This is a genomic window from Klebsiella sp. G-Nf4 (assembly GCF_002810615.1).
GTDB classification, from domain to species: domain Bacteria; phylum Pseudomonadota; class Gammaproteobacteria; order Enterobacterales; family Enterobacteriaceae; genus Klebsiella; species Klebsiella variicola.
In genome coordinates this window covers 1-22,736 of record NZ_PION01000019.1, presented here as the reverse complement: position 1 = coordinate 22,736, position 22,736 = coordinate 1, and the positions used below count along the sequence as shown (strand labels likewise).

Genomic DNA, 22,736 nt, shown 5'->3' with positions numbered 1-22,736 from the left:
GTCAGCCGCACAATGACGCGGTGTCTTACATCATAACCACATCGAACTGCTCTTGATTATAGAGCGGCTCAATTTGTACCTTGACCTGCTTACCGACAAAGATTTCCACTTCCGCCAGCGCGTGCGACTCTTCCCCTTTCAGGGTTTCCGCCACCGCAGGGGAAGCATAGACCAGGAAGCGATCGGAATCATAAGCATGATGTACGCGGACGATCTCACGCATAATCTCATAGCATACCGTTTCAACCGACTTTACCGTTCCGCGTCCGTGGCAGGTCGGGCACTCGTTGCACAGCACATGCTCCACGCTTTCACGCGTGCGCTTGCGGGTCATCTCCACCAGTCCCAGCTGCGAGAAGCCATTGATGCTGGTTTTCACCCGATCTTTACTCAGCGCCTGCTCTAAGGAGTGCAGTACCCGTCGACGATGGTCTTCATTGTTCATGTCAATGAAATCAATGATGATAATGCCGCCGAGGTTACGCAAACGTAGCTGGCGGGCTATCGCCTGGGTAGCTTCGATATTGGTATTGAAGATAGTATCGTCAAGATTCCGGTGCCCGACAAACGCCCCGGTATTGATATCAATGGTAGTCATCGCCTCGGTCTGATCGATGATCAGGTAGCCCCCGGACTTCAGCTCAACCTTACGCTCCAGCGCGCGCTGAATTTCGTTCTCCACGTCAAAGAGATCGAAAATTGGCTGGCGGCCGCTGTAGTGTTCCAGCTTGCTGGTCATTTCCGGGATATATTCAGCGGTGAACTCAAGCAACGCCTCGTAGGTCAGGCGAGAGTCGACGCGAATACGGTCGAGATGCGCATCGGCAAAATCACGCAGCACGCGCTGAGCCAGGGCCAGCTCACCGTACAGCTGATAACGGGTCTGGTTGCGCTTTTTGCGCTCCATCACCTTAGTCCAGACGCGCTTCAGATAGGCGGCATCGGCGGCCATTTCCTGCTCGTGAACCCCTTCCGCAGCGGTGCGAATGATAAATCCGCCCTGCTCGTCGCAGTAGTCTGCGACAACCTTTTTCAACCGCTCACGCTCGGCTTCGCTTTCAATGCGTTGGGATACTCCCACATGGGAGGCGCCTGGCATAAACACCAGATAACGGGAAGGCAGGGTGATATCCGTGGTCAGACGCGCGCCTTTGGTGCCCAGCGGATCTTTGACCACCTGGACCATCAGGTCCTGGCCCTGGCGCACCAGCTCCGAAATATCGCGTACGGTAAACTGCTTTTGCTCCTCACCGGCGACACATTCGGTATGCGGCATGATATCGGAGGCGTGGAGGAACGCCGCCTTATCGAGACCAATATCTACAAAAGCCGCCTGCATTCCCGGCAGCACTCGGCTAACACGACCTTTGTAGATATTGCCTACTATTCCGCGTCGCGCTTCACGCTCAATATGGATTTCCTGCAGAATACCGCCATCGATATACGCGACGCGCGTTTCGGATGGCGTTACGTTAACTAATAATTCAGCCGTCATCTTTATCCCTTTTCTTTACGCAGTGAGTTAAAGTTACTGAGCAACTCATACGTTTCCACCAGCGGTAAGCCGACTACGGCGTGATAGCTGCCATTAATCTTCCTGACGAAGCAACCACCCAACCCTTGAATACCGTATGCACCTGCTTTATCTAAAGGCTCGCCGCTGGCCACATAATCGGCGATATCCTGCTCGCTGAGCAGCCGGAAAGTCACTTCAGTGACCACCAGGCAGTCCAGCGTCTGCTGCGTGTCTGCCAGCGCCACCGCCGTCATTACCTGATGCGTTTGGCCGGAAAGCAGACGCAGCATCGCGGCAGCGTGTTCAGCGTCGCGCGGTTTTTCCAGCACTTCGCCGTTAAGAATGACAATCGTATCCGCTCCCAGCACCGGTAAATCGCGCGATGCCATCGCCACTCCGGCCTGCGCTTTTTCGCGCGCCAGGCGGACAACATAATGCTCGGCGCTCTCCTGCGGCTGGCGCTGTTCCTCGATACCAGGAACCAGACGTTCGAAAGTGAGACCAAGCTGAGTCAGCAGTTCCTGCCGACGCGGGGAACCAGAAGCAAGATACAGAGTTGTCATATCAACCTTATTGCACTGCAAATTGCTGACGCACTTTGCGCATCAGCAGGAAGAGCCATGGCCAGAGGACACCATTTACTACACTACTCCAGAATACTTCTGGACGGAAAGAGACGTTGATCACTAAAAACTCTGCCCAGAAAACAATGATATCCACGGCCAGGGATAACAGCATCACCACCAGCGCCTGTTGCCACAGCGCCAGGTTACGGAACAGCTGATACTTCAGCGCGACCAGATAGGCGATGATGCTTAAGGACAGCGCGCGAACGCCCAGCGTCGAGCCGCTAATGAGATCAAGAATAGCCCCCATCACGAAGCCCGTCCCTACGTTCACCCGATGCGGCAGGGCGAGGATCCAGTACAGCAGGATCAATAATACCCAGTTGGGCCGGAAAACGCTGATGTCCGCCGGCCAGGGCATAATTTGCAGCAATAGCGCGATAAGAAACGAGAGCCAGATAACCCAGCGTCCCTGGCTACGGTAACTTGCCACTATTGCCCCCCTGCAGGCAGAGACGGCTGCGATGGCGTCAGCCCGGTGGCTGGCGCTGGCATCTGCGGCCCCATCGCATCCGGCGCAGGCAGCACCTGCGGCATCATCTGCATCAGGCGTTCGTTAGCCACACGATGGACCTCTTCCGGGGTCATCGGGTTGGCGCCATTGCGATCGGCGCCCCACAGCAACAACAGATAACGCAAGCGTTGCAGACCGGCCGTCGGACGTGCCTGAATCACGGTGTAGGCACGCTGAGTGTCCAGCTTCACTGAGGAGACCACGCCAACCGGATACCCTTCCGGGAAGCGGCCGCCGAGACCAGAGGTCACCAGCACATCACCGACGCGAATATCGGTATTCGCCGGCAGATGTTCAAGCTGGAGATCGTCGGTACAGCCGTTACCGGCGGCAATCACGCGAATGTCGTTACGCAGGACCTGGATCGGCAGCGCATGGGTGGCATCACAGATCAGCAGCACCCGGCTGGTCATTTTCGCCACCGCTACCACCTGCCCCACCACGCCTTTATCGCTGATAACCGGCTGGCCTTCGTAAACGCCGTTCACGCTGCCCTTATCGATAACGACCTGATCGCTGTAGGGATCGTTAACCGTTGAGATGACCTGCGTCACCATTTTTTGTTCGTCCTGGCGCAGCGGCGAGCCAAGCAGTTCCCGCAGACGCGCGTTCTCCTGCTTGTACTGGCCCAGCATCAGCAGATCGCTGTTTTTCAGCAACAGCTCCTGACGCAGCGCGCGATTTTCCAGTTCGAGCTGATCGCGGGTCGCCAGCGTTTGCGATACGCTGTCGAGCAGTTCCCGGGGACCATTAGAGACAAAGTAGAAAGGGCTGACGGCTGTATCCATGTACGTTCTGATTTGACTGAACGTACCCAGGCGGCTGTCGGCGATAATTACGCCAAGCGCCACCAGCACCGCCAGAATAAGGCGAATCTGTAGCGAGGGGCCACGGCTAAAAATTGGCTTCATAGGCTATGCGTATTCTCGTGTCAGTAAAGACAGGGGCAGCCGTTAAGCCACCCCAGACCTTCAGGCTGACTACTCTTCGCTAAACAGGTCGCCGCCGTGCATGTCGATCATTTCCAGCGCCTTGCCGCCGCCACGCGCTACGCAGGTCAGCGGATCTTCAGCAACCACGACTGGAATACCGGTTTCTTCCATTAACAGACGGTCCAGGTTACGCAGCAGCGCACCACCGCCGGTGAGAACCATCCCGCGTTCGGAGATATCAGAAGCCAGTTCCGGCGGGCACTGCTCAAGGGCAACCATGACCGCACTCACGATGCCGGTCAGTGGCTCCTGCAGCGCTTCAAGAATTTCGTTTGAGTTCAGGGTGAAGCCGCGTGGAACGCCTTCCGCCAGGTTACGGCCGCGAACTTCGATTTCACGCACTTCATCGCCCGGATAAGCCGAACCGATTTCGTGTTTGATACGCTCAGCGGTCGCTTCACCGATCAGGGAACCGTAGTTACGACGCACATAATTAATCACGGCTTCGTCGAAACGGTCGCCGCCGATACGCACGGAAGAAGAGTAAACCACGCCGTTCAGGGAGATAACCGCGACTTCAGTAGTACCGCCGCCGATATCGACAACCATAGAACCGGTCGCTTCAGAAACCGGTAAGCCTGCGCCGATCGCTGCCGCCATCGGCTCTTCGATCAGGAAGACTTCACGAGCGCCAGCGCCCTGCGCGGATTCACGGATCGCACGACGCTCAACCTGAGTGGCACCAACCGGTACGCACACCAGCACGCGCGGGCTCGGGCGCATAAAGCTGTTGCTGTGCACTTGTTTGATAAAGTGCTGCAGCATCTTTTCCGTCACGAAGAAGTCAGCGATGACGCCGTCCTTCATCGGGCGAATCGCCGCAATATTACCCGGGGTACGGCCGAGCATCTGCTTCGCTTCATGACCTACGGCGGCGACGCTTTTCGGCGATCCGGCACGATCCTGACGAATGGCCACCACGGAAGGCTCATTCAATACGATGCCTTGTCCTTTTACGTAAATAAGGGTATTCGCGGTACCCAGGTCAATGGACAGGTCATTGGAAAACATGCCACGAAATTTTTTTAACATACTAAGGGATAATCCTGAAAGCTGGGGCGGAAAACAAAATCCGCTTACTTTACCAACCACACGCAGCAGCGACAAGGCGCAAAAATCACCTGCTGCGGTGAAAATTAGTGCAGTTCATTTCCTTTGTTACAAATTTTTCCGACTCCGTTCATTGCTGAAATCTTCAGCAGCGCTCCACGCCTGAATTTGTAACCTGTCAAAGGAGGGTCACTGGCATTTACATTGCGATGATCCGGCGGGTAGACAAGCACACCCCCTTCACGATGGCGCGCGTTATTCTACGTGAAATCACGCTAAACGGCAGATCAAACCGAGTATCTTTGCGAATATTTTTTCACATTTGTGTCAAGTAGCTGTGAGGCCGCAAAAAATTCCCCCTGACCGCCTGTGACACCGCATTGAGACAGCACCAACCACTCGCTGCGGCTACGTACGCCAGTCGCAAAAACTTGCATAGGCATGCCTTTGCAGGCTTCCACCAGACTTTGCACCAGTAGCTGGTTCTCGCTGCGCTTTTCAATGTTGCGCGCCAGCCCAGGATGCAGTTTGATCAACTCCGCATCCAACTGCTTGATCCAGCTGGTTCCCACCAGGGTTAACCCCGCCTGAACGACCGCCACCCGAACACCCAGGGCGTTAACTAACCGCATAACCGGCTGTAGACGGCCGATATATTGACAAACATCTGCCTCTGCAAGTTCAAAAATAATCCGCTGACGCTGCGATTTTTCACACTGCATCAGGGCATCGCGCAGCCAGCGCTGGAAACGAGGACGGATCAGCGACTCCACCGACAGTTGTAACGCCAGGTTTTCTTCAGGCCAGAAGCCTAAAAATGGCAGCAGGCGCGTTACCTGCAGGCGGTCATACTCCTCCGCCAGACCAAACTGCAGCACCATCGGCATATACTCGGCCGCAATCACCTCTTCTTTACCGTCGTACATCCGGGACATCAGTTCACGGTGATGCACCCGCCCATCTCGGGTAACGGCAGGTTTTTGGTACAACCGCGGTCCCCCGCGGCTCAGCATCTGTTCGATCAGCGTCCGCCAGCGCACGTTGCCGCGGCCTTTCTCCGGAAGGGTGTCATCATAAACCGACCAACTGTTGCTGCCCTGCAGCACCGCGTTGCGCGTTGCCGCTTCCGCATGTTCCATCACCTGCGCTGTCGATTGCCCGCTGCGGAAAGCACAGATCCCGATGTGCATCATATCGTCACGATCGAGAATGCGCGTTGGCGGCAGCGCGTCCATGGCCTTCAGCAACAGCCCGGCGATACTATCCGCCTCTTTTAACGTGCGGTGCGGCAGCAGTACGGCGAAGTCACTACGGTGATAACGCGCCAGTAGCGCGCCGGGATAACGCATAATAAAGGTAGAGAGCAGGTTGATAAGCGTGAAGTAATGCTCTTCAGCCGCCGCTCGTCCCCAGTTGTCCCGCAGCAGATCGAACTCCGGCAGACGGATCATCATGACGATGCCGTAGGCGCCCACTTTCTCCTGGTCTTCCAGCAGCGTGGCCAGCTGATTATCAAAGAACAGGCGATTATTCAGACCCGTTTTAGAATCCTGTGCCGCATAGGAGCGAATCAGCGTATCCATACGGCTGCGCTGATCGCTGGCAAACTGCAGCTCCGACAGCAGCATATCCAGCGCGCTGCTGGTGCTGGCCGGCCATTCATAGACCGACCCGCGCACCTGGGGCCCGCGCTCGCCGCTCAGGATACGCGTGGAACGAAGCTCAAGCAGCTCCTGACCAGCCAGCTGGCGGCGGATCCAGCGGACGGCGAAGAAAATAATCACCACCATGAAGCCGATGGAGATCGACAGCGGGGCCGTGATCGACAGCGAGCGGAAATAGTTCACCATCGGGTCGATGTAGACCAGATGCAGAGTGATACCAGGGTGTTTCAGTGACGGGACCGTGATCTCACGGAATTGCTCATGGCTGCCCAACGGGCGATAACTGTCGGTTCGGGAGTGGCTGTAGAGTGGTTTGCCGTTAAGCATGAAATCGATATGCACGATCTCGATCGGCGTCATCAGCTCATCCAGCTGCGGCTCAAGCTTATCAAAAGAGGTGGTGATGAGCCGGTTGTCCAGCATGGTCGCCACCGCCTGAACCCGGTTTTCGACCTTGTTCTCAATGCCATTATAAAAACTCAGCGAAGCGCCAATCAGCGTGACAAAGATGGTCAGGCTAGTTAGCAGCGTGATAAAGGCTGAGAACTTCGTCGTTAATCGCATCCCTGTGTTAACTCCGCGAGTGAATGACTGCCCGATGAACCATCAGGCTCCCGTGCCGGCGCGCGCCTTGCCGCTAGCATTAACCTTTTAAAGCGCGACGCATACTATCAAAGATGGCGAGTCTGGCAATGGAATGCGTATTATCGGCGAAAGTATGCCGATAGCGAGTATAGTCGGCAGAAAAAATTTGCCAATCATTGCCCACCTGCGGCCTGCGCCAGAAGCGCTTTAATTTTAGACGCAGGATGACAAACCGGCGCCAGCGGCGCAAATTATTACGGCTTTTACCTGCAGACTCGCTTTCCACCCTCTTTGCCCTGATAAAGATGCCGGGTCAAGCGCGGTAAAGGAAACGTCTTGTGCCACTTTCCGATGATTCCTGGAATAGCGCGCGCCAGCCCAGACGACAACAGAAGATCCTAATCTGCAATTTTTCGTGACATATTCGCGATAAATCGTCGTCTCCGTCATGCTTAGGGAAACGCATGACGGAGGACACCATGAAAAGAAAAAAACTGACGGAAGCCGACGTCACGGCCGAATCCGTTTTTATGCTCAAGCGGCGCCAGGTACTGAAAATGCTGGGCATCAGCGCGACGGCGCTTTCGCTTCCCGCTACAGCGCAGGCCGATCTGCTGGACTGGTTTAAAGGCAATGATCGCCCGCCCGCCCCGGCAGGCAAGGCCCTGGACTTTGCTAAACCCGCCGAGTGGCAGGCCAATCTGACGCTCACCCCGGAAGATAAGGTCGCCGGTTACAATAACTTTTATGAATTCGGCCTCGATAAAGCCGATCCGGCGGCGAACGCGGGTAGTCTGCGCACCGATCCCTGGACGCTGACCATTGGCGGTGAAGTGGCGAAGCCGCTGACTCTCGATCATGACGATCTGACCAAACGCTTCCCGCTGGAGGAGCGTATTTATCGTATGCGCTGCGTGGAAGCCTGGTCGATGGTGGTTCCCTGGGTCGGCTTCCCGCTGCATAAATTGTTGGCGCTGGTGGAGCCCACCAGCAACGCGCGTTATGTCGCCTTCAAAACCCTGTATGCCCCGGATCAAATGCCCGGGCAGAAAGATCGTTTTATCGGCGGAGGGCTCGCTTACCCTTACGTGGAAGGGTTGCGGCTTGACGAAGCCATGCACCCGCTGACGCTGCTCACTGTCGGGGTGTATGGCAAAGCGCTGCCGCCGCAAAACGGCGCGCCGGTCCGCCTGACCGTGCCGTGGAAGTACGGTTTTAAAGGCATTAAATCCATCGTCAGCATTGAGCTAACGCGCGAGCAGCCGCCGACCACCTGGAATCTGGCGGCGCCGGACGAATACGGCTTCTTTGCCAACGTTAATCCCCATGTCGATCATCCCCGCTGGTCGCAGGCCAGCGAGCGGTTCATCGGCTCAGGCGGAGTGCTCGACGTGAAGCGTCAGCCGACATTGTTATTTAACGGCTATGCCGACGAAGTGGCCTCACTGTATCGTGGTATGAACTTGCGGGAGAACTTCTAGTGCGTTTCACCGTCAAACAGATCGCCTGGTTGAAAGTCTTACTCCACCTGGCGGGGTTTTTGCCGCTGGTCTGGTTGTTCTGGGCCGGACATCAGGGCTACTTTAGCGCCGACCCGGCCAAGGATATCCAGCACTTTACCGGCAGGATGGCGCTTAAGTTCCTGCTGGCAACGCTGCTGGTATCCCCGCTGGCGCGCTACGCGAAACAGCCATTATTGATTCGCATTCGCCGCCTGTTAGGTCTATGGTGTTTTGCCTGGGCGACGCTGCACCTGACCAGCTATACCTTGCTGGAGCTGGGTATTAACAATCTGACGCTGCTGGGCTCGGAGATTATCAATCGCCCCTATCTGACGCTAGGCATGGTCTGCTGGGTGATCCTGCTGGCGCTGGCGGTGACCTCGACGCAGGCAATGCAGCGAAAACTGGGCCGTCGTTGGCAACTTTTGCACAACTTCGTCTATCTGGTGGCGATCCTCGCGCCTATTCACTACCTGTGGTCAGTGAAGATCGTCTCGCCGCAGCCCATCATTTATGCCCTGCTGGCGGTGGTGCTTTTGGCATGGCGTTATAAGAAGTTCCGCCAGTGGTGGCGCTGAATCCGGTAATGTGCAGTTTCCCGCAGATCTTTTATCAACCGCGACTCTTTTTACGATAGCGGTTGATAATCTTCCCTGATAAGACCAGTATTTAGCTGCCAATTGCTACGAAATCGTTATAATGTGCGACTTTGGTTTTCCTGACGGGGTTTTCTGACCCTGAAAAGGTGACAAGGGCGCATTGAAGGTATATGTTGTTTTTTACCCGAAGATGGCAGGAGATCGCCACACGATGGCTGACAAGTTTCACATTTTGCTTTTGAATGGTCCAAACATTAACATGCTCGGTACCCGCGAGCCTGATAAGTATGGCACCCTCTCGCTGGCTGAAATTGTTAACCGTTTGACATCTGAGGCGGCGGCACTGAATGTGAGCCTGGATCACCTGCAGTCCAACGCGGAGTATGCGTTAATCGACCGAATTCATCAGGCTAAAGACAACGTGGACTATATCCTGATTAATCCGGCCGCGTTCGCGCATACCAGCGTAGCAATCCGTGACGCTTTGCTTGCCGTGAACATCCCGTTTATCGAGATTCACTTGAGCAACGTGCATGCACGCGAACCCTTCCGCCAGCACTCATACCTGTCAGATGTCGCCGCTGGCGTCATTTGCGGTCTGGGGGCGGACGGCTATTCATACGCTTTACAGACGGCGGTAAAACGCCTGTCACAATCACACTAAACAAAGAGTACGGAACCCACTCATGGATATTCGTAAGATTAAAAAACTGATCGAGCTGGTTGAAGAATCAGGTATCTCCGAACTGGAAATTTCTGAAGGCGAAGAGTCTGTTCGCATCAGCCGCTCTGCACCGGTCGCAAGCTATCCGGTTATGCAGCAGGCTTATGCTGCGCCGATGATGCAGCCTCAGGCGCCTGCCGCCGCGGCTGCCGCACCAGCTGCTGCAGCTGAAGCGCCGGCAAAAGCGGAAATCAGTGGTCACATCGTACGTTCCCCGATGGTTGGTACTTTCTATCGTACGCCAAGCCCGGACGCGAAAGCGTTTGTGGAAGTTGGCCAGAAAGTTAACGTGGGCGACACCCTGTGCATCGTCGAAGCGATGAAAATGATGAACCAGATCGAAGCCGACAAAGCCGGCGTGGTGAAAGCCATTCTGATCGAAAGCGGCCAACCGGTAGAATTCGACGAGCCGCTGGTAGTTATCGAGTAACGAGGCGAACATGCTGGATAAAATTGTCATCGCTAACCGTGGCGAGATCGCATTGCGCATCCTACGTGCCTGTAAAGAACTGGGCATCAAGACCGTCGCTGTGCACTCCACCGCGGATCGCGATCTAAAACACGTATTGTTAGCGGACGAGACGGTCTGTATTGGCCCGGCTCCGTCCGTAAAAAGCTATCTCAACATCCCGGCTATCATCAGCGCGGCGGAAATCACCGGCGCGATAGCGATTCACCCGGGTTATGGTTTCCTTTCCGAGAACGCCAACTTTGCCGAGCAGGTTGAGCGCTCCGGCTTTATCTTCATCGGTCCGAAAGCCGACACTATCCGCCTGATGGGCGACAAGGTGTCCGCGATCACTGCGATGAAAAAAGCCGGCGTCCCGACCGTTCCTGGTTCTGACGGCCCGCTGACCGACGATATGGACGCTAACCGCGCCCATGCCAAACGCATTGGTTATCCGGTGATCATCAAAGCCTCCGGCGGCGGCGGCGGTCGCGGTATGCGCGTTGTGCGTAGCGACGCTGAACTGGCGCAGTCTATCTCCATGACCAAAGCGGAAGCGAAAGCGGCTTTCAATAACGACATGGTCTACATGGAGAAATACCTGGAAAATCCTCGCCACATCGAGATCCAGGTACTGGCGGACGGTCAGGGTAACGCTATCTATCTGGCAGAGCGTGACTGCTCCATGCAGCGTCGTCACCAGAAAGTGGTCGAAGAAGCGCCGGCGCCGGGCATCACCCCGGAACTGCGTCGCTACATCGGCGAGCGTTGCTCGAAAGCCTGTGTGGATATCGGCTACCGCGGGGCGGGTACGTTCGAGTTCCTGTTCGAAAACGGCGAGTTCTACTTCATTGAAATGAACACCCGTATTCAGGTAGAACACCCGGTTACCGAAATGATCACTGGCGTTGACCTGATCAAAGAGCAGCTGCGTATTGCAGCCGGCCAGCCGCTGTCCATCAAGCAGGATGAAGTGGTCGTCAGAGGCCATGCGGTGGAATGCCGTATCAACGCCGAAGACCCGAACACCTTCCTGCCGAGCCCGGGTAAAATTACCCGCTTCCACGCGCCGGGCGGTTTTGGTGTGCGCTGGGAGTCTCATATCTACGCCGGTTACACCGTACCGCCGTACTATGACTCCATGATCGGTAAGCTGATCTGCTACGGCGAAAGCCGTGACGTGGCGATTGCCCGCATGAAGAATGCGCTGCAGGAGCTGATCATCGATGGCATCAAAACCAACGTTGATCTGCAGATGCGCATTATGAGCGACGAGAACTTCCAGCATGGTGGTACTAACATCCACTATCTGGAGAAAAAGCTCGGACTGCAGGAAAAATAATCCTGTATTCGCTGCAAAAGGCCGGTTAATCCGGCCTTTTTTCTTTTTCTCTCCCCTCGACTTTTCCATGCGGTACAATCCCCGCTTTCTTCATCCTCAAGGGACAAAAAATGGACAAACGTTTTGTTCAGGCCCATAAAGAAGCGCGCTGGGCGCTGTGGCTGACCCTTCTCTATCTTGCCGCCTGGCTGGCGGCGGCCTATCTGCCGGGCGTCGGTATCGGTTTTACCGGCCTGCCGCATTGGTTTGAAATGGCCTGCCTGCTGGTGCCGCTGCTGTTTATACTGCTGTGCTGGGCGATGGTGCGCTTTATCTTCCGTGATATCTCTCTGGAGGATAACGATGCAGCTTGAGATTATCGTGGTGCTGATCGCTTACCTGTTTGTCGTCTTCGGACTGTCGATTTACGCGATGCGTAAACGCAGTACCGGGAACTTCCTTAGCGAGTATTTCCTCGGCAGTCGATCGATGGGGGGGTTTGTCTTAGCCATGACCCTCACCGCCACCTATATTAGCGCCAGCTCATTTATAGGCGGCCCCGGCGCCGCCTATAAATATGGGCTGGGTTGGGTACTGTTAGCGATGATCCAGGTACCGACGATCTGGCTTTCTCTTGGGATCCTCGGTAAAAAATTCGCGATCCTGGCACGCCGCTATAATGCGATCACCCTGAACGACATGCTGCAAGCTCGCTACCAAAACCGCGCGGTGGTGTGGATTGCCAGCGTCAGCCTGCTGGTCGCTTTTGTCGGCGCCATCGCTGTGCAGTTTATCGGCGGCGCGCGCCTGCTGGAGACCGCCGCCGGGATCAAGTACGAAACCGGGCTGCTGATCTTTGGGATCACCATCGCGCTGTATACCGCTTTCGGTGGTTTCCGCGCCAGCGTACTTAACGATACGATGCAGGGGATGGTGATGTTGATCGGCACGATCGTCCTGCTGGTCGGCGTGGTACATGCCGCCGGTGGCCTGCATCAGGCGGTAGATACGCTGCAGCGGATCGACCCACAGCTGGTATCGCCGCACGGCGCGGATGATATCCTGACCCCCACCTTTATGACCTCGTTCTGGGTGCTGGTTTGCTTCGGCGTTATCGGCCTGCCGCATACCGCCGTGCGCTGTATCTCCTACAAAGACAGCAAAGCCGTGCACCGCGGGATTGTTATTGGCACGATCGTCGTGGCGATTCTGATGTTCGGCATGCATCTCGCCGGCGCTCTTGGCCGTGCCGTTCTGCCGGATCTGACCGTTCCCGATCAGGTGATCCCCACCTTGATGGTCCAGGTGCTGCCGCCGTGGGCTGCGGGACTGTTTTTAGCCGCGCCGATGGCGGCGATTATGTCGAACGTGAACGCCCATTTACTGCAGGCATCGGCTACGATCATTAAAGATCTGTGGCTCAGCGCGCAGCCGACAAAAAAACGCAATGAGCAGAAGCTCAAGCGGATCTCAACGATCGCCACCTTAGTGCTGGGTATATTAATGATGCTGGCCGCCTGGCGGCCGCCGGAAATGATTATCTGGCTCAATCTGCTGGCCTTTGGCGGCCTGGAAGCGGTGTTCTTATGGCCGCTGGTGCTGGGCCTCTACTGGGAGCGGGCAAACGCTGCCGGGGCGCTCAGCGCGATGTTGGTGGGCGGCGTGCTGTATGCCGTGCTCGCGACGTTTCATATTCAGTACCTGGGCTTCCATCCTATCGTGCCCTCGCTGCTGCTAAGTTTGTTGGCTTTTGTCGTCGGGAACCGTTTCGGCCAGCCCGTCCCGCCAGCCCCTGTTATGACTACTGATAAATAAAGAGTTTTGCTATGCCTTGGATCCAACTAAAACTGAATACCACCGGCGCGAACGCTGAAGCGCTGAGCGATGCGCTGATGGAGGCCGGAGCGGTCTCCATCACTTTCCAGGACACTCACGACACGCCGGTATTCGAGCCGCTGCCGGGTGAAACCCGTTTATGGGGCGATACCGATGTTATCGGCCTGTTCGACGCAGAAAGCGACATGAACGAAGCGGTTGCCATCCTTGAACAGCATCCGCTCCTCGGCGCCGGCTTTGCGCATAAGATCGAGCAACTGGAAGATAAAGACTGGGAGCGCGAGTGGATGGATAACTTCCACCCGATGCGTTTCGGTGAGCGCCTGTGGATTTGTCCGAGTTGGCGCGATGTCCCCGATGAGAACGCGGTCAACGTGATGCTTGATCCGGGACTGGCCTTTGGTACCGGCACCCATCCGACTACCGCCATGTGTCTGCAGTGGCTCGACGGTCTTGACCTGCAGGGCAAAACCGTTATCGATTTTGGCTGCGGTTCCGGCATCCTGGCGATTGCCGCCCTGAAACTGGGCGCCGCTAAAGCTATCGGAATTGATATCGACCCGCAGGCCATCCAGGCCAGCCGTGATAACGCCCAGCGTAATGGCGTCTCAGAGCGCCTTGAACTGTATCTGCCGCAGGATCAGCCAGAAGCCATGAAAGCCGATGTGGTGGTCGCCAACATCCTGGCCGGCCCGTTACGTGAGCTGGCCCCGTTAATCAGCGTGCTGCCGGTTACAGGCGGTCTGCTGGGTCTTTCCGGCATTCTGGCAAGCCAGGCGGAAAGCGTCTGCGATGCCTACGCCCCGCTCTTCACCCTCGACCCGGTGGTGGAGAAAGAGGAGTGGTGCCGGATTACCGGCCGGAAAAACTAAGCACCATGCGGCCCGCGGGCCGCATTTTTGTTTCCAGTAGCCACCAAATAATGCCTGGAAATGAGAGGCAGATCGCACTACAGCGTACTTTTTTGACTACAAAAACAGCGTTTTATGCCGCCAGGTAGCGAGTTTATCTAAGAAAAATCGAGAAGTTTTATGATTTTATAAATGGACACAAATTACCCATCACCCATTAAAGTAATGATTAATATAAGTATTTATTCATCGCTTTTACGCTAGTCCCGGATTCATTGATCTGCAACAGAGGATTGCTCAAAGTTTGGCCTTTCATCTCGTGCAAAAAATGCGTAATATACGCCGCCTTGCAGTCACAGTATGGTCATTTCTTAACTCATGCGCATCGGACACCACCAGCTCAGAAATCGCCTGATCGCAGCGCCCATGGCTGGCATTACTGACAGACCATTCAGGACGCTGTGCTACGAGATGGGGGCAGGTTTAACCGTTTCTGAGATGATGTCCTCTAACCCACAGGTGTGGGAGAGTGACAAGTCCCGTTTACGGATGGTGCATATCGATGAGCCCGGTATTCGTACCGTGCAAATCGCCGGTAGCGTACCGGAAGAGATGGCTGCAGCCGCGCGGATTAACGTGGAAAGTGGTGCCCAGATTATAGATATCAATATGGGATGCCCGGCGAAAAAGGTGAATCGCAAGCTTGCAGGTTCAGCCCTCTTGCAGTACCCCGAGCAGGTGAAGTCAATCCTGACGGCGGTCGTCAACGCGGTGGACGTTCCTGTGACACTCAAGATTCGCACCGGTTGGGAACCGGAACACCGTAACTGCGTAGAGATTGCCCAACTGGCCGAAGAGTGTGGCATTCAGGCTCTGACTATTCACGGACGCACCCGCGCCTGCTTGTTTAACGGAGACGCTGAGTACGACAGTATTCGGGCAGTTAAGCAGAAAGTTTCCATTCCGATTATCGCGAATGGTGACATTACTGACCCGCTTAAAGCCAGAGCTGTGCTCGACTATACAGGGGCTGATGCCCTGATGATAGGCCGTGCAGCTCAGGGAAGACCCTGGATCTTTCGGGAAATCCAGCATTATCTGGACACTGGAGAGCTGCTGCCCCCGCTGCCACTGGCAGAGGTTAAGCGCTTGCTTTGTGCGCACGTTCGGGAATTGCATGACTTTTACGGTCAGGCAAAAGGGTACCGAATCGCGCGTAAACACGTCTCCTGGTATCTTCAGGAACATGCTCCAGATGACCAGTTTCGGCGCACATTCAACGCCATTGAGGATGCCAGCGAACAGCTGGAGGCGTTGGAGGCATACTTCGAAAATTTTGCGTAATAGAAATAAAGAGCTGACAGAACTATGTTCGAACAACGCGTAAATTCTGACGTACTGACCGTTTCTACCGTTAACTCTCAGGATCAGGTAACTCAAAAACCCCTGCGTGACTCGGTTAAACAGGCACTGAAGAACTATTTTGCTCAACTGAACGGTCAGGATGTGAATGACCTGTATGAGCTGGTACTGGCTGAAGTTGAACAGCCCCTGTTGGACATGGTGATGCAATACACCCGTGGTAACCAGACCCGCGCAGCCCTGATGATGGGCATCAACCGCGGTACACTGCGTAAAAAACTGAAAAAATACGGCATGAACTGATACTAGTCAGTTGCTTGCTTGATATAAAAGGCGCTCTTCGGCATGGGGAAGCGCCTTTTTTATTATCTGCGCCAGCAGAACACGTTACTGATTGACCACCCGCAGTACAGGCTCCTGCGATAAACGTGCAGCACAGACCACCGCCATAATATTATCCACCAGCGCAGGTGCCTGCTGATAAAGATCGAAACGTTGTGGATCGAGCAGCCAGTTTTTAATCAAGCCGGAAAAGGCGCTATGTAAAACAATTAATATCACGTCGATATTTGTTTCGGCTGGCAATATATTGTTACGTACACAGTGCTGCAGAATCCCACCAATAACGGAATAGTTAAATCCAATACGTTGGCGAATTTCGCTTTCCGATAACATATCGCTGGCAAACTCACAGCGTTGATAAAGAATTTGCATCAGAGCACGCTGGCGAGGATTCTCAGCAATATAGCGTAGCCCGGCAATAAATCGCTGCCGCAAATCATTTAAGGGCTCCTTCTCATTCATTGTCGCCAGGCTTTGCTGAATCAAATCCCTGAGCGGTGGCTGTTGCTGCCACATCTCATTAAACAGCGCCGTCTTACTGGCAAAATGCCAGTACACGGCGCCGCGAGTCACCCCCGCCGCATCAGCGATATCCGTCAGGGTCGTGTTGGCCACCCCCCGCAGGGCGAACTGCTGGATCGCGGATTCAATCAGGAGCTGCCGCGTGCGCAGCGCCTCCTCTTTGGTTTTTCTCGCCATATAAGATCTCAGTTCCCGATTAACAGGCAATATAGATTTTTCTGAAGATCCCTTAATCTAACATTTGGTGCAAAATATTATTTAGCAAAAATGCAGACAAGTTAATTCTGATGTGGAAAACAAACGAATCATCTTAATGAATATTAATAGCCAACCCATTCATTAAAGCAATGTCTGTTTATTATGTTTTACAATTAAGATAAATAGCAAAAACAGATCGACCATTTTTTTGTTTTTGCGTGCCTTGCTGATCGTTTAAAAATAAGTATCCCTTACATCCAGCGACGTTTATTTGTAGGATGGCAAACTGCTTTTTGACTCCCTCTTTCTTTCACAGATTCGCCGCCGAATTTGGTACGTAATCTATAAGGAACCGCAATGACAACTCACGCCAGAGTGACACTTTTATCCGGTTTAATTATCTCGGCCTTATTGCTTACCGGCTGCGATAATTCGGGCAACCCGCAACCCCATGCACAGGCGCCGCAGGTGACGGTCCATATCGTGAACAGTGCACCGTTGTCGGTCACCACCGAACTACCAGGCCGTACCTCTGCTTTTCGCGTGGCGGAAGTCCGCCCCCAGGTGAGCGGTATCATCCTGAAGCGTAACTTTGTTGAAGGAAGTGATGTCGAAGCAGGTCAGTCGCTCTATCAGATCGATCCGGCAACCTATCAGGCTGCCTGGAACAGTGCGAAAGGCGATGAGGCCAAGGCCGAAGCCGCAGCCGCCATCGCCCATTTGACGGTGAAACGCTATGTTCCGCTGCTGGGGACCAAATATATCAGCCAGCAGGAATACGATCAGGCGGTGGCCACCGCCCGCCAGGCCGATGCCGACGTCATCGCCACCAAAGCCGCCGTAGACACCGCCCGTATCAACCTGGCCTACACCAAAGTGACCTCCCCCATAAGTGGGCGCATCGGCAAATCGAGCGTCACCGAGGGCGCGCTGGTCACCAATGGTCAGTCGGATGCCCTGGCCACCGTCCAGCAGCTCGATCCTATCTATGTTGACGTGACGGAGTCCAGCAATGACTTTATGCGCCTTAAGCAGGAAAGCCTGCAGCGCGGCGGTGATACAAAAAGCGTTGAGCTGGTGATGGAGAACGGTCAGGCCTATCCGCTTAAAGGGTCACTGCAGTTCTCTGACGTCACTGTCGATGAAAGCACGGGCTCTATCACGCTACGCGCTATCTTCCCTAACCCGCAGCATGCCCTGCTGCCGGGGATGTTCGTCCGCGCTCGCATAGACGAAGGTGTCGATCCGCAGGCCATCCTGGTGCCGCAGCAAGGAGTGACCCGCACGCCGCGGGGCGATGCCTCCGTGATGCTGGTGAATGACAAAAACCAGGTTGAAACCCGGGAAGTGGTCGCGACTCAGGCCGTTGGCGATAAATGGCTCATCACCAACGGGCTGAAGCCGGGCGATAAAGTGATTGTCAGCGGCTTACAGAAAGTCCGTCCAGGCGTCACCGTCAAAGCGGAAGCGGAGCGTGCGGCACCGGCCGCACAATAAGGATACTCAGCCATGTCTAAGTTTTTTATCCATCGACCGGTCTTCGCCTGGGTGCTGGCCATCATTATGATGATTGCCGGCGGCCTGGCCATCCTGCAGCTACCGATAGCGCAGTATCCGACGATTGCGCCCCCTGCGGTGGCGATCTCCGCCACCTACCCGGGTGCGGATGCCCAAACCGTGCAGGATACGGTCACTCAGGTTATCGAACAGAATATGAACGGTATCGACAACCTGATGTATATGTCGTCAACCAGCGACTCCGCTGGCTCGGTAACCATTACGCTCACCTTTAAGTCCGGCACCGATCCGGATATCGCCCAGGTGCAGGTGCAAAACAAACTGCAGTTGGCTACGCCGCTGCTGCCTCAGGAAGTACAGCAGCAAGGGATTAGCGTCGAAAAATCCAGCAGCAGCTTCCTGCTGGTTGCCGGCTTTATCTCTGATAACCCGGCCACCACCCAGGACGATATTTCTGACTATGTCGCCTCCAACGTAAAAGACCCTATCAGCCGCCTCAATGGTGTAGGTGATGTGCAGCTGTTCGGCGCCCAGTACGCCATGCGCGTCTGGCTGGACGGCAATTTGCTGAATAAATACAACCTCACGCCGGTCGACGTCATCAATGCGCTGAAGGTTCAGAACGATCAGATCGCCGCGGGTCAGCTGGGCGGTACGCCGGCGCTGAAAGGTCAGCAACTGAACGCGTCGATCATCGCTCAGACCCGGCTTAAAGATCCGCAGGAGTTTGGCAAGGTCACACTGCGGGTCAATGCCGATGGCTCAGTGGTCCATCTGAAAGACGTCGCCCGCATTGAGCTGGGGGGAGAAAACTACAACGTCGTCGCGAGAATTAACGGTAAACCCGCCTCTGGTCTGGGCATTAAGCTCGCGACCGGCGCCAACGCGCTGGATACTGCCACCGCGATTAAAGCGAAGCTGGCCGAGCTACAGCCCTACTTCCCTCAGGGGATGAAGGTTGTCTATCCGTACGATACGACCCCTTTCGTCAAAATCTCCATTCACGAAGTGGTTAAAACGCTCTTTGAGGCAATTATCCTCGTCTTTCTTGTCATGTATCTGTTTCTGCAGAACATGCGCGCAACGCTCATTCCGACGATTGCCGTTCCTGTCGTGCTATTGGGTACCTTTGCGGTACTGTCGATGTTTGGCTACTCCATCAACACCCTGACGATGTTTGGCATGGTGCTGGCGATAGGCCTGCTGGTCGATGACGCCATCGTGGTGGTGGAAAACGTCGAACGTGTGATGGTTGAGGAGAAGCTCTCGCCAAAAGAAGCGACAGAAAAGTCGATGTCGCAGATCCAGGGGGCGCTGGTGGGTATCGCCATGGTGCTCTCTGCGGTATTCGTCCCGATGGCCTTCTTCGGTGGTTCGACTGGCGCAATTTATCGTCAATTTTCGATCACCATTGTCTCCGCCATGGCGCTCTCCGTGCTGGTTGCGCTGGTGCTGACGCCGGCCCTCTGCGCCACGTTGTTGAAGCCAGCCTCAGCCGAACACCATGAGAAAAAAGGATTTTTCGGCTGGTTTAACGCCCGCTTTGACCAGAGCGTCAATCACTATACCAACAGCGTTAGCGGCATTCTGCGTGGAACAGGCCGTTATCTGGTGATCTACCTGGTGATAGTCGTGGGGATGGCCGTGTTGTTCATGCGTTTGCCCACGTCCTTTCTGCCCGACGAGGATCAAGGCGTCTTCCTGACCATGATCCAGCTGCCTTCCGGCGCTACCCAGGAGCGCACGCAGAAGGTGCTGGATACCGTAACCGACTACTATCTGCATAACGAGAAAGCCAACGTTGAAAGCGTCTTTACTGTTAACGGCTTCAGCTTCAGCGGCCAGGGGCAAAACTCCGGCATGGCGTTTGTCAGCCTGAAACCCTGGGAAGCGCGTAGCGGTGATGAAAACAACGTGGAGTCGATTATTAAACGGGCCACCGTGGCCTTCAGTCAGATAAAAGACGCCATGGTTTTCCCGTTCAACATGCCGGCCATTATTGAGCTGGGTACCGCCACCGGCTTCGACTTTGAACTGATCGACCAGGGTGGGCTTGGCCATACCGCCCTGACCCAGGCGCGAAACCAACTGCTCGGCATGGTGAAACAGCATCCGGATCAACTGGTCCGGGTACGGCCCAATGGGCTGGAAGATACCCCACAGTTCAAACTGGATGTCGATCAGGAAAAAGCGCAGGCGCTGGGCGTATCTCTCTCCGATATCAATGAAACGATATCCGCCGCGCTGGGGGGGTACTACGTCAATGATTTTATTGACCGCGGCCGCGTGAAGAAAGTGTACGTCCAGGCTGATGCCCACTTCCGTATGCTGCCGAGCGACATTAACAACATGTACGTTCGTAGCGCCAACGGCGAAATGGTTCCGTTCTCCGCCTTTGTCACTTCACGCTGGATATATGGCTCGCCACGCCTGGAGCGTTACAACGGTTTGCCATCCATGGAGATCCTCGGTGAAGCCTCGCCAGGCAAAAGTACCGGGGAAGCCATGGCGCTGATGGAACAACTGGCCAGTAAACTGCCGAGCGGCATCGGTTACGACTGGACTGGAATGTCTTACCAGGAACGCCTCTCCGGCAACCAGGCGCCTGCGCTCTATGCCATCTCACTGATCGTCGTCTTCCTGTGCCTGGCGGCGCTCTATGAGAGCTGGTCGATTCCGTTCTCAGTGATGTTAGTCGTTCCGCTGGGGGTCATTGGCGCACTGTTAGCCGCCACACTGCGTGGGTTGAATAATGACGTTTACTTCCAGGTCGGTCTTTTAACCACGATCGGTTTGTCGGCGAAGAATGCGATCCTGATCGTTGAGTTCGCCAAGGATCTGATGGAGAAAGAAGGGAAAGGGATCATTGAGGCCACGCTGGAGGCATCGCGGATGCGCCTGCGCCCTATTCTAATGACCTCTCTGGCTTTTATCCTCGGGGTCATGCCGCTGGTGATTAGCCATGGTGCCGGTAGCGGGGCTCAGAATGCAGTGGGCACCGGCGTGATGGGCGGGATGCTTACCGCGACACTACTGGCGATCTTCTTTGTTCCGGTGTTTTTCGTGGTCGTCAGACGACGCTTTACCCGGCACGCTGAATAATCGACTATAATTATCAAGGCGTCATGCGGCGCCTTTTTTTATATCTATCAGAACAACAAGTTAGTAGAAATATTAATTTTTTATCCCCGACTAACGCATTGGAAAATCCCTTCCTGCATATTCTCTTCATTATTTTTCATTTCTCTTCACGATATTTACACTGCTCATAATTTGAGATTATTTCCCCTTCCAGGCCTGTGTCATTGCGGTGGTAAAATAAGCTATTCCGTTATGTGTCAACAACGTTGACAGCAAACGGTTATTTAGAGGTAATACCATGAATAAATTAATATTAGTGACATTGTTAGCAACGTTGCTTGCTGGCTGTGCCCATGATTCCCCGTGCGTGCCTGTCTATGACTCGCAGGGCCGACTGGTGCATACCAATACCTGTGTAAAAGGCACAACACAGGATAACTGGGAAACGGCTGGCGCGATCGCTGGTGGGGCAGCAGCGGTTGCCGGTCTCACGTTAGGTATCGTGGCGCTGACTCGTTAGCAACTCCGCTCCACAAATGCTCAGCCTGGAGGCGTTCCCTTCGGCTCAGTCGCCAGAAAGACAAAAGGCCCAGTCACACGACTGGGCCTTTCATTTACGTTGATATGACCGCTGCTTTCCCCGGAGGCGGTGCTGCGCACCTTTTCCGGGCTACGGGGTCTGTAGCCCCGGTAAGCGCAGCGCCACCGGGGGAGCTGGCGGCGCGTCTGGCCGCAAAAAACAAAAAAGCCCGGTCTTCCGACTGAGCCTTTCGTTTTATTTGATGCCTGGGAATGATGGCGGGCGTCCTGCCCGCTACCCTCCGGGCCGTTGCTGCGCAACGTTCACATCCGCTCCCAGCGGATTTGTCCCTACTCCGGAGAGCGCTCATCGGCAAACAACAGATATAACAAAAGCAAAAGGCTCAGTCTTTCGACTGGGCCTTTTGCTCTATTTGATGCCTGGCGATTCCCTACTCTCACATGGGGAGACCCCACACTACCATCGGCGCTACGACGTTTCACTTCTGAGTTCGGCATGGGGTCAGGTGGGACCGCCGCGCTATTGTCGCCAGGCAAATTCTTTACAACGTGCCGAACTTTAACCTAAAAAGTGGTGCTGATACCCAGAGTCGAACTGGGGACCTCACCCTTACCAAGGGTGCGCTCTACCAACTGAGCCATATCAGCACGCTAAATTTGATGCCTGGCAGTTCCCTACTCTCACATGGGGAGACCCCACACTACCATCGGCGCTACGGCGTTTCACTTCTGAGTTCGGCATGGGGTCAGGTGGGACCACCGCGCTGTCGCCGCCAGGCAAATTCTGTTTTATCAACACGTCACCCGGACGCATCGACTAATCTGTATCAGAGCTGAAAATTCTCTCAAATCCGCCAAAACATCTTCGGCGTTGTAAGGTTAAGCCTCACGGTTCATTAGTACCGGTTAGCTCAACGCATCGCTGCGCTTACACACCCGGCCTAT

The 22,736-nt window shown here is 55.0% G+C and carries 21 protein-coding genes, 1 tRNA gene and 2 rRNA genes; 13 read left to right on the top strand and 11 right to left on the bottom strand.

Annotated features, from left to right (window positions below; translation table 11 throughout):
- Window positions 1-25: 25 nt before the first annotated feature.
- The 7 genes from rng to CWM57_RS26140 form a co-directional block, all read right to left on the bottom strand.
- The gene (gene rng, locus CWM57_RS26175; protein ID WP_008806687.1) at window positions 26-1,495 is read right to left on the bottom strand and encodes a ribonuclease G; all 1,470 of its coding nucleotides are present in this window, start codon (window positions 1,493-1,495) and stop codon (window positions 26-28) included.
- A 2-nt stretch (window positions 1,496-1,497) separates the two neighbouring features.
- Window positions 1,498-2,079, bottom strand: coding sequence for a Maf family protein (locus CWM57_RS26170; RefSeq protein WP_071839031.1), 582 nt, complete (start codon window positions 2,077-2,079; stop codon window positions 1,498-1,500).
- 7 nt (window positions 2,080-2,086) lie between these two features.
- Entirely contained in the window at window positions 2,087-2,575 is a 489-nt protein-coding gene (mreD, locus tag CWM57_RS26165; RefSeq protein ID WP_008806689.1) for a rod shape-determining protein MreD, read from the bottom strand.
- A complete protein-coding gene (gene mreC / locus CWM57_RS26160) occupies window positions 2,575-3,567 on the bottom strand; it encodes a rod shape-determining protein MreC (RefSeq protein ID WP_008806690.1) in 993 nt (330 codons plus the stop codon). The genes mreD and mreC overlap by 1 nt, the downstream gene beginning before the upstream one ends.
- Before the next feature lie 69 nt (window positions 3,568-3,636).
- Window positions 3,637-4,680 carry a rod shape-determining protein MreB gene (gene mreB / locus CWM57_RS26155; protein ID WP_002918653.1) on the bottom strand — a complete coding sequence of 348 codons (1,044 nt, stop codon included), beginning with the start codon at window positions 4,678-4,680 and terminating at the stop codon, window positions 3,637-3,639.
- Between the two features lie 305 nt (window positions 4,681-4,985).
- The gene (gene csrD, locus CWM57_RS26145) at window positions 4,986-6,926 is read right to left on the bottom strand and encodes an RNase E specificity factor CsrD (RefSeq protein ID WP_061153158.1); all 1,941 of its coding nucleotides are present in this window, start codon (window positions 6,924-6,926) and stop codon (window positions 4,986-4,988) included.
- A gap of 79 nt (window positions 6,927-7,005) precedes the next feature.
- On the bottom strand, window positions 7,006-7,197 hold the full coding sequence (locus CWM57_RS26140; RefSeq protein ID WP_074387437.1) for a hypothetical protein: 192 nt from the start codon (window positions 7,195-7,197) through the stop codon (window positions 7,006-7,008).
- A 229-nt stretch (window positions 7,198-7,426) separates the two neighbouring features.
- Between CWM57_RS26140 and msrP the strand changes: the two genes are divergently transcribed.
- The 10 genes from msrP to fis all read left to right on the top strand — a co-directional run bounded on the left by msrP (window position 7,427) and on the right by fis (window position 15,893).
- Window positions 7,427-8,428 (top strand): protein-methionine-sulfoxide reductase catalytic subunit MsrP, encoded by a 1,002-nt coding sequence (gene msrP / locus CWM57_RS26135; RefSeq protein ID WP_061153157.1) that lies wholly within the window; start codon window positions 7,427-7,429, stop codon window positions 8,426-8,428.
- Window positions 8,428-9,027: a protein-methionine-sulfoxide reductase heme-binding subunit MsrQ gene (msrQ, locus tag CWM57_RS26130; protein ID WP_061153156.1), complete on the top strand. Its 600-nt coding sequence runs from the start codon at window positions 8,428-8,430 to the stop codon at window positions 9,025-9,027. Before msrP ends, msrQ begins: the two co-directional genes overlap by 1 nt.
- A gap of 232 nt (window positions 9,028-9,259) precedes the next feature.
- The gene (gene aroQ, locus CWM57_RS26125; RefSeq protein ID WP_012540446.1) at window positions 9,260-9,712 is read left to right on the top strand and encodes a type II 3-dehydroquinate dehydratase; all 453 of its coding nucleotides are present in this window, start codon (window positions 9,260-9,262) and stop codon (window positions 9,710-9,712) included.
- Window positions 9,713-9,734: 22 nt separating this feature from the next.
- On the top strand, window positions 9,735-10,202 hold the full coding sequence (accB, locus tag CWM57_RS26115; protein ID WP_008806696.1) for an acetyl-CoA carboxylase biotin carboxyl carrier protein: 468 nt from the start codon (window positions 9,735-9,737) through the stop codon (window positions 10,200-10,202).
- A 10-nt stretch (window positions 10,203-10,212) separates the two neighbouring features.
- Window positions 10,213-11,562 carry an acetyl-CoA carboxylase biotin carboxylase subunit gene (accC, locus tag CWM57_RS26110; protein ID WP_061153153.1) on the top strand — a complete coding sequence of 450 codons (1,350 nt, stop codon included), beginning with the start codon at window positions 10,213-10,215 and terminating at the stop codon, window positions 11,560-11,562.
- Window positions 11,563-11,672: 110 nt separating this feature from the next.
- Window positions 11,673-11,915: a YhdT family protein gene (locus CWM57_RS26105; RefSeq protein ID WP_061153152.1), complete on the top strand. Its 243-nt coding sequence runs from the start codon at window positions 11,673-11,675 to the stop codon at window positions 11,913-11,915.
- Window positions 11,905-13,356 carry a sodium/pantothenate symporter gene (panF, locus tag CWM57_RS26100; RefSeq protein ID WP_061153151.1) on the top strand — a complete coding sequence of 484 codons (1,452 nt, stop codon included), beginning with the start codon at window positions 11,905-11,907 and terminating at the stop codon, window positions 13,354-13,356. The genes CWM57_RS26105 and panF overlap by 11 nt, the downstream gene beginning before the upstream one ends.
- An 11-nt stretch (window positions 13,357-13,367) precedes the next feature.
- Complete coding sequence (gene prmA / locus CWM57_RS26095) at window positions 13,368-14,249, top strand: 50S ribosomal protein L11 methyltransferase (RefSeq protein WP_061153150.1); 882 nt, start codon at window positions 13,368-13,370, stop codon at window positions 14,247-14,249.
- Window positions 14,250-14,606: 357 nt separating this feature from the next.
- Window positions 14,607-15,572, top strand: a complete 966-nt coding sequence (gene dusB / locus CWM57_RS26090) for a tRNA dihydrouridine synthase DusB (RefSeq protein ID WP_008806700.1) — start codon at window positions 14,607-14,609, stop codon at window positions 15,570-15,572.
- Between the two features lie 24 nt (window positions 15,573-15,596).
- Window positions 15,597-15,893, top strand: a complete 297-nt coding sequence (fis, locus tag CWM57_RS26085; protein ID WP_000462905.1) for a DNA-binding transcriptional regulator Fis — start codon at window positions 15,597-15,599, stop codon at window positions 15,891-15,893.
- Between the two features lie 84 nt (window positions 15,894-15,977).
- On the opposite strand, the gene envR is transcribed toward fis, so the two are convergent.
- Window positions 15,978-16,631: an acrEF/envCD operon transcriptional regulator gene (gene envR, locus CWM57_RS26080; protein ID WP_074387428.1), complete on the bottom strand. Its 654-nt coding sequence runs from the start codon at window positions 16,629-16,631 to the stop codon at window positions 15,978-15,980.
- A gap of 378 nt (window positions 16,632-17,009) precedes the next feature.
- Between envR and CWM57_RS26075 the strand changes: the two genes are divergently transcribed.
- The 3 genes from CWM57_RS26075 to CWM57_RS26065 all read left to right on the top strand — a co-directional run bounded on the left by CWM57_RS26075 (window position 17,010) and on the right by CWM57_RS26065 (window position 21,771).
- A complete protein-coding gene (locus CWM57_RS26075; protein ID WP_061153148.1) occupies window positions 17,010-18,149 on the top strand; it encodes an efflux RND transporter periplasmic adaptor subunit in 1,140 nt (379 codons plus the stop codon).
- A 12-nt stretch (window positions 18,150-18,161) separates the two neighbouring features.
- Window positions 18,162-21,272 (top strand): efflux RND transporter permease subunit, encoded by a 3,111-nt coding sequence (locus CWM57_RS26070; protein WP_008806703.1) that lies wholly within the window; start codon window positions 18,162-18,164, stop codon window positions 21,270-21,272.
- A 277-nt stretch (window positions 21,273-21,549) separates the two neighbouring features.
- Window positions 21,550-21,771 (top strand): hypothetical protein, encoded by a 222-nt coding sequence (locus CWM57_RS26065; protein WP_023298285.1) that lies wholly within the window; start codon window positions 21,550-21,552, stop codon window positions 21,769-21,771.
- A 438-nt stretch (window positions 21,772-22,209) separates the two neighbouring features.
- Here CWM57_RS26065 and rrf (CWM57_RS26060) read toward each other — a convergent pair.
- The 3 genes from rrf (CWM57_RS26060) to rrf (CWM57_RS26050) all read right to left on the bottom strand — a co-directional run bounded on the left by rrf (CWM57_RS26060) (window position 22,210) and on the right by rrf (CWM57_RS26050) (window position 22,569).
- A 5S ribosomal RNA gene (rrf, locus tag CWM57_RS26060) occupies window positions 22,210-22,325 on the bottom strand.
- Window positions 22,326-22,363: 38 nt separating this feature from the next.
- Window positions 22,364-22,439, bottom strand: a tRNA-Thr gene (locus CWM57_RS26055).
- Window positions 22,440-22,453: 14 nt separating this feature from the next.
- Window positions 22,454-22,569 (bottom strand): 5S ribosomal RNA (rrf, locus tag CWM57_RS26050).
- Window positions 22,570-22,736 lie beyond the last annotated feature (167 nt).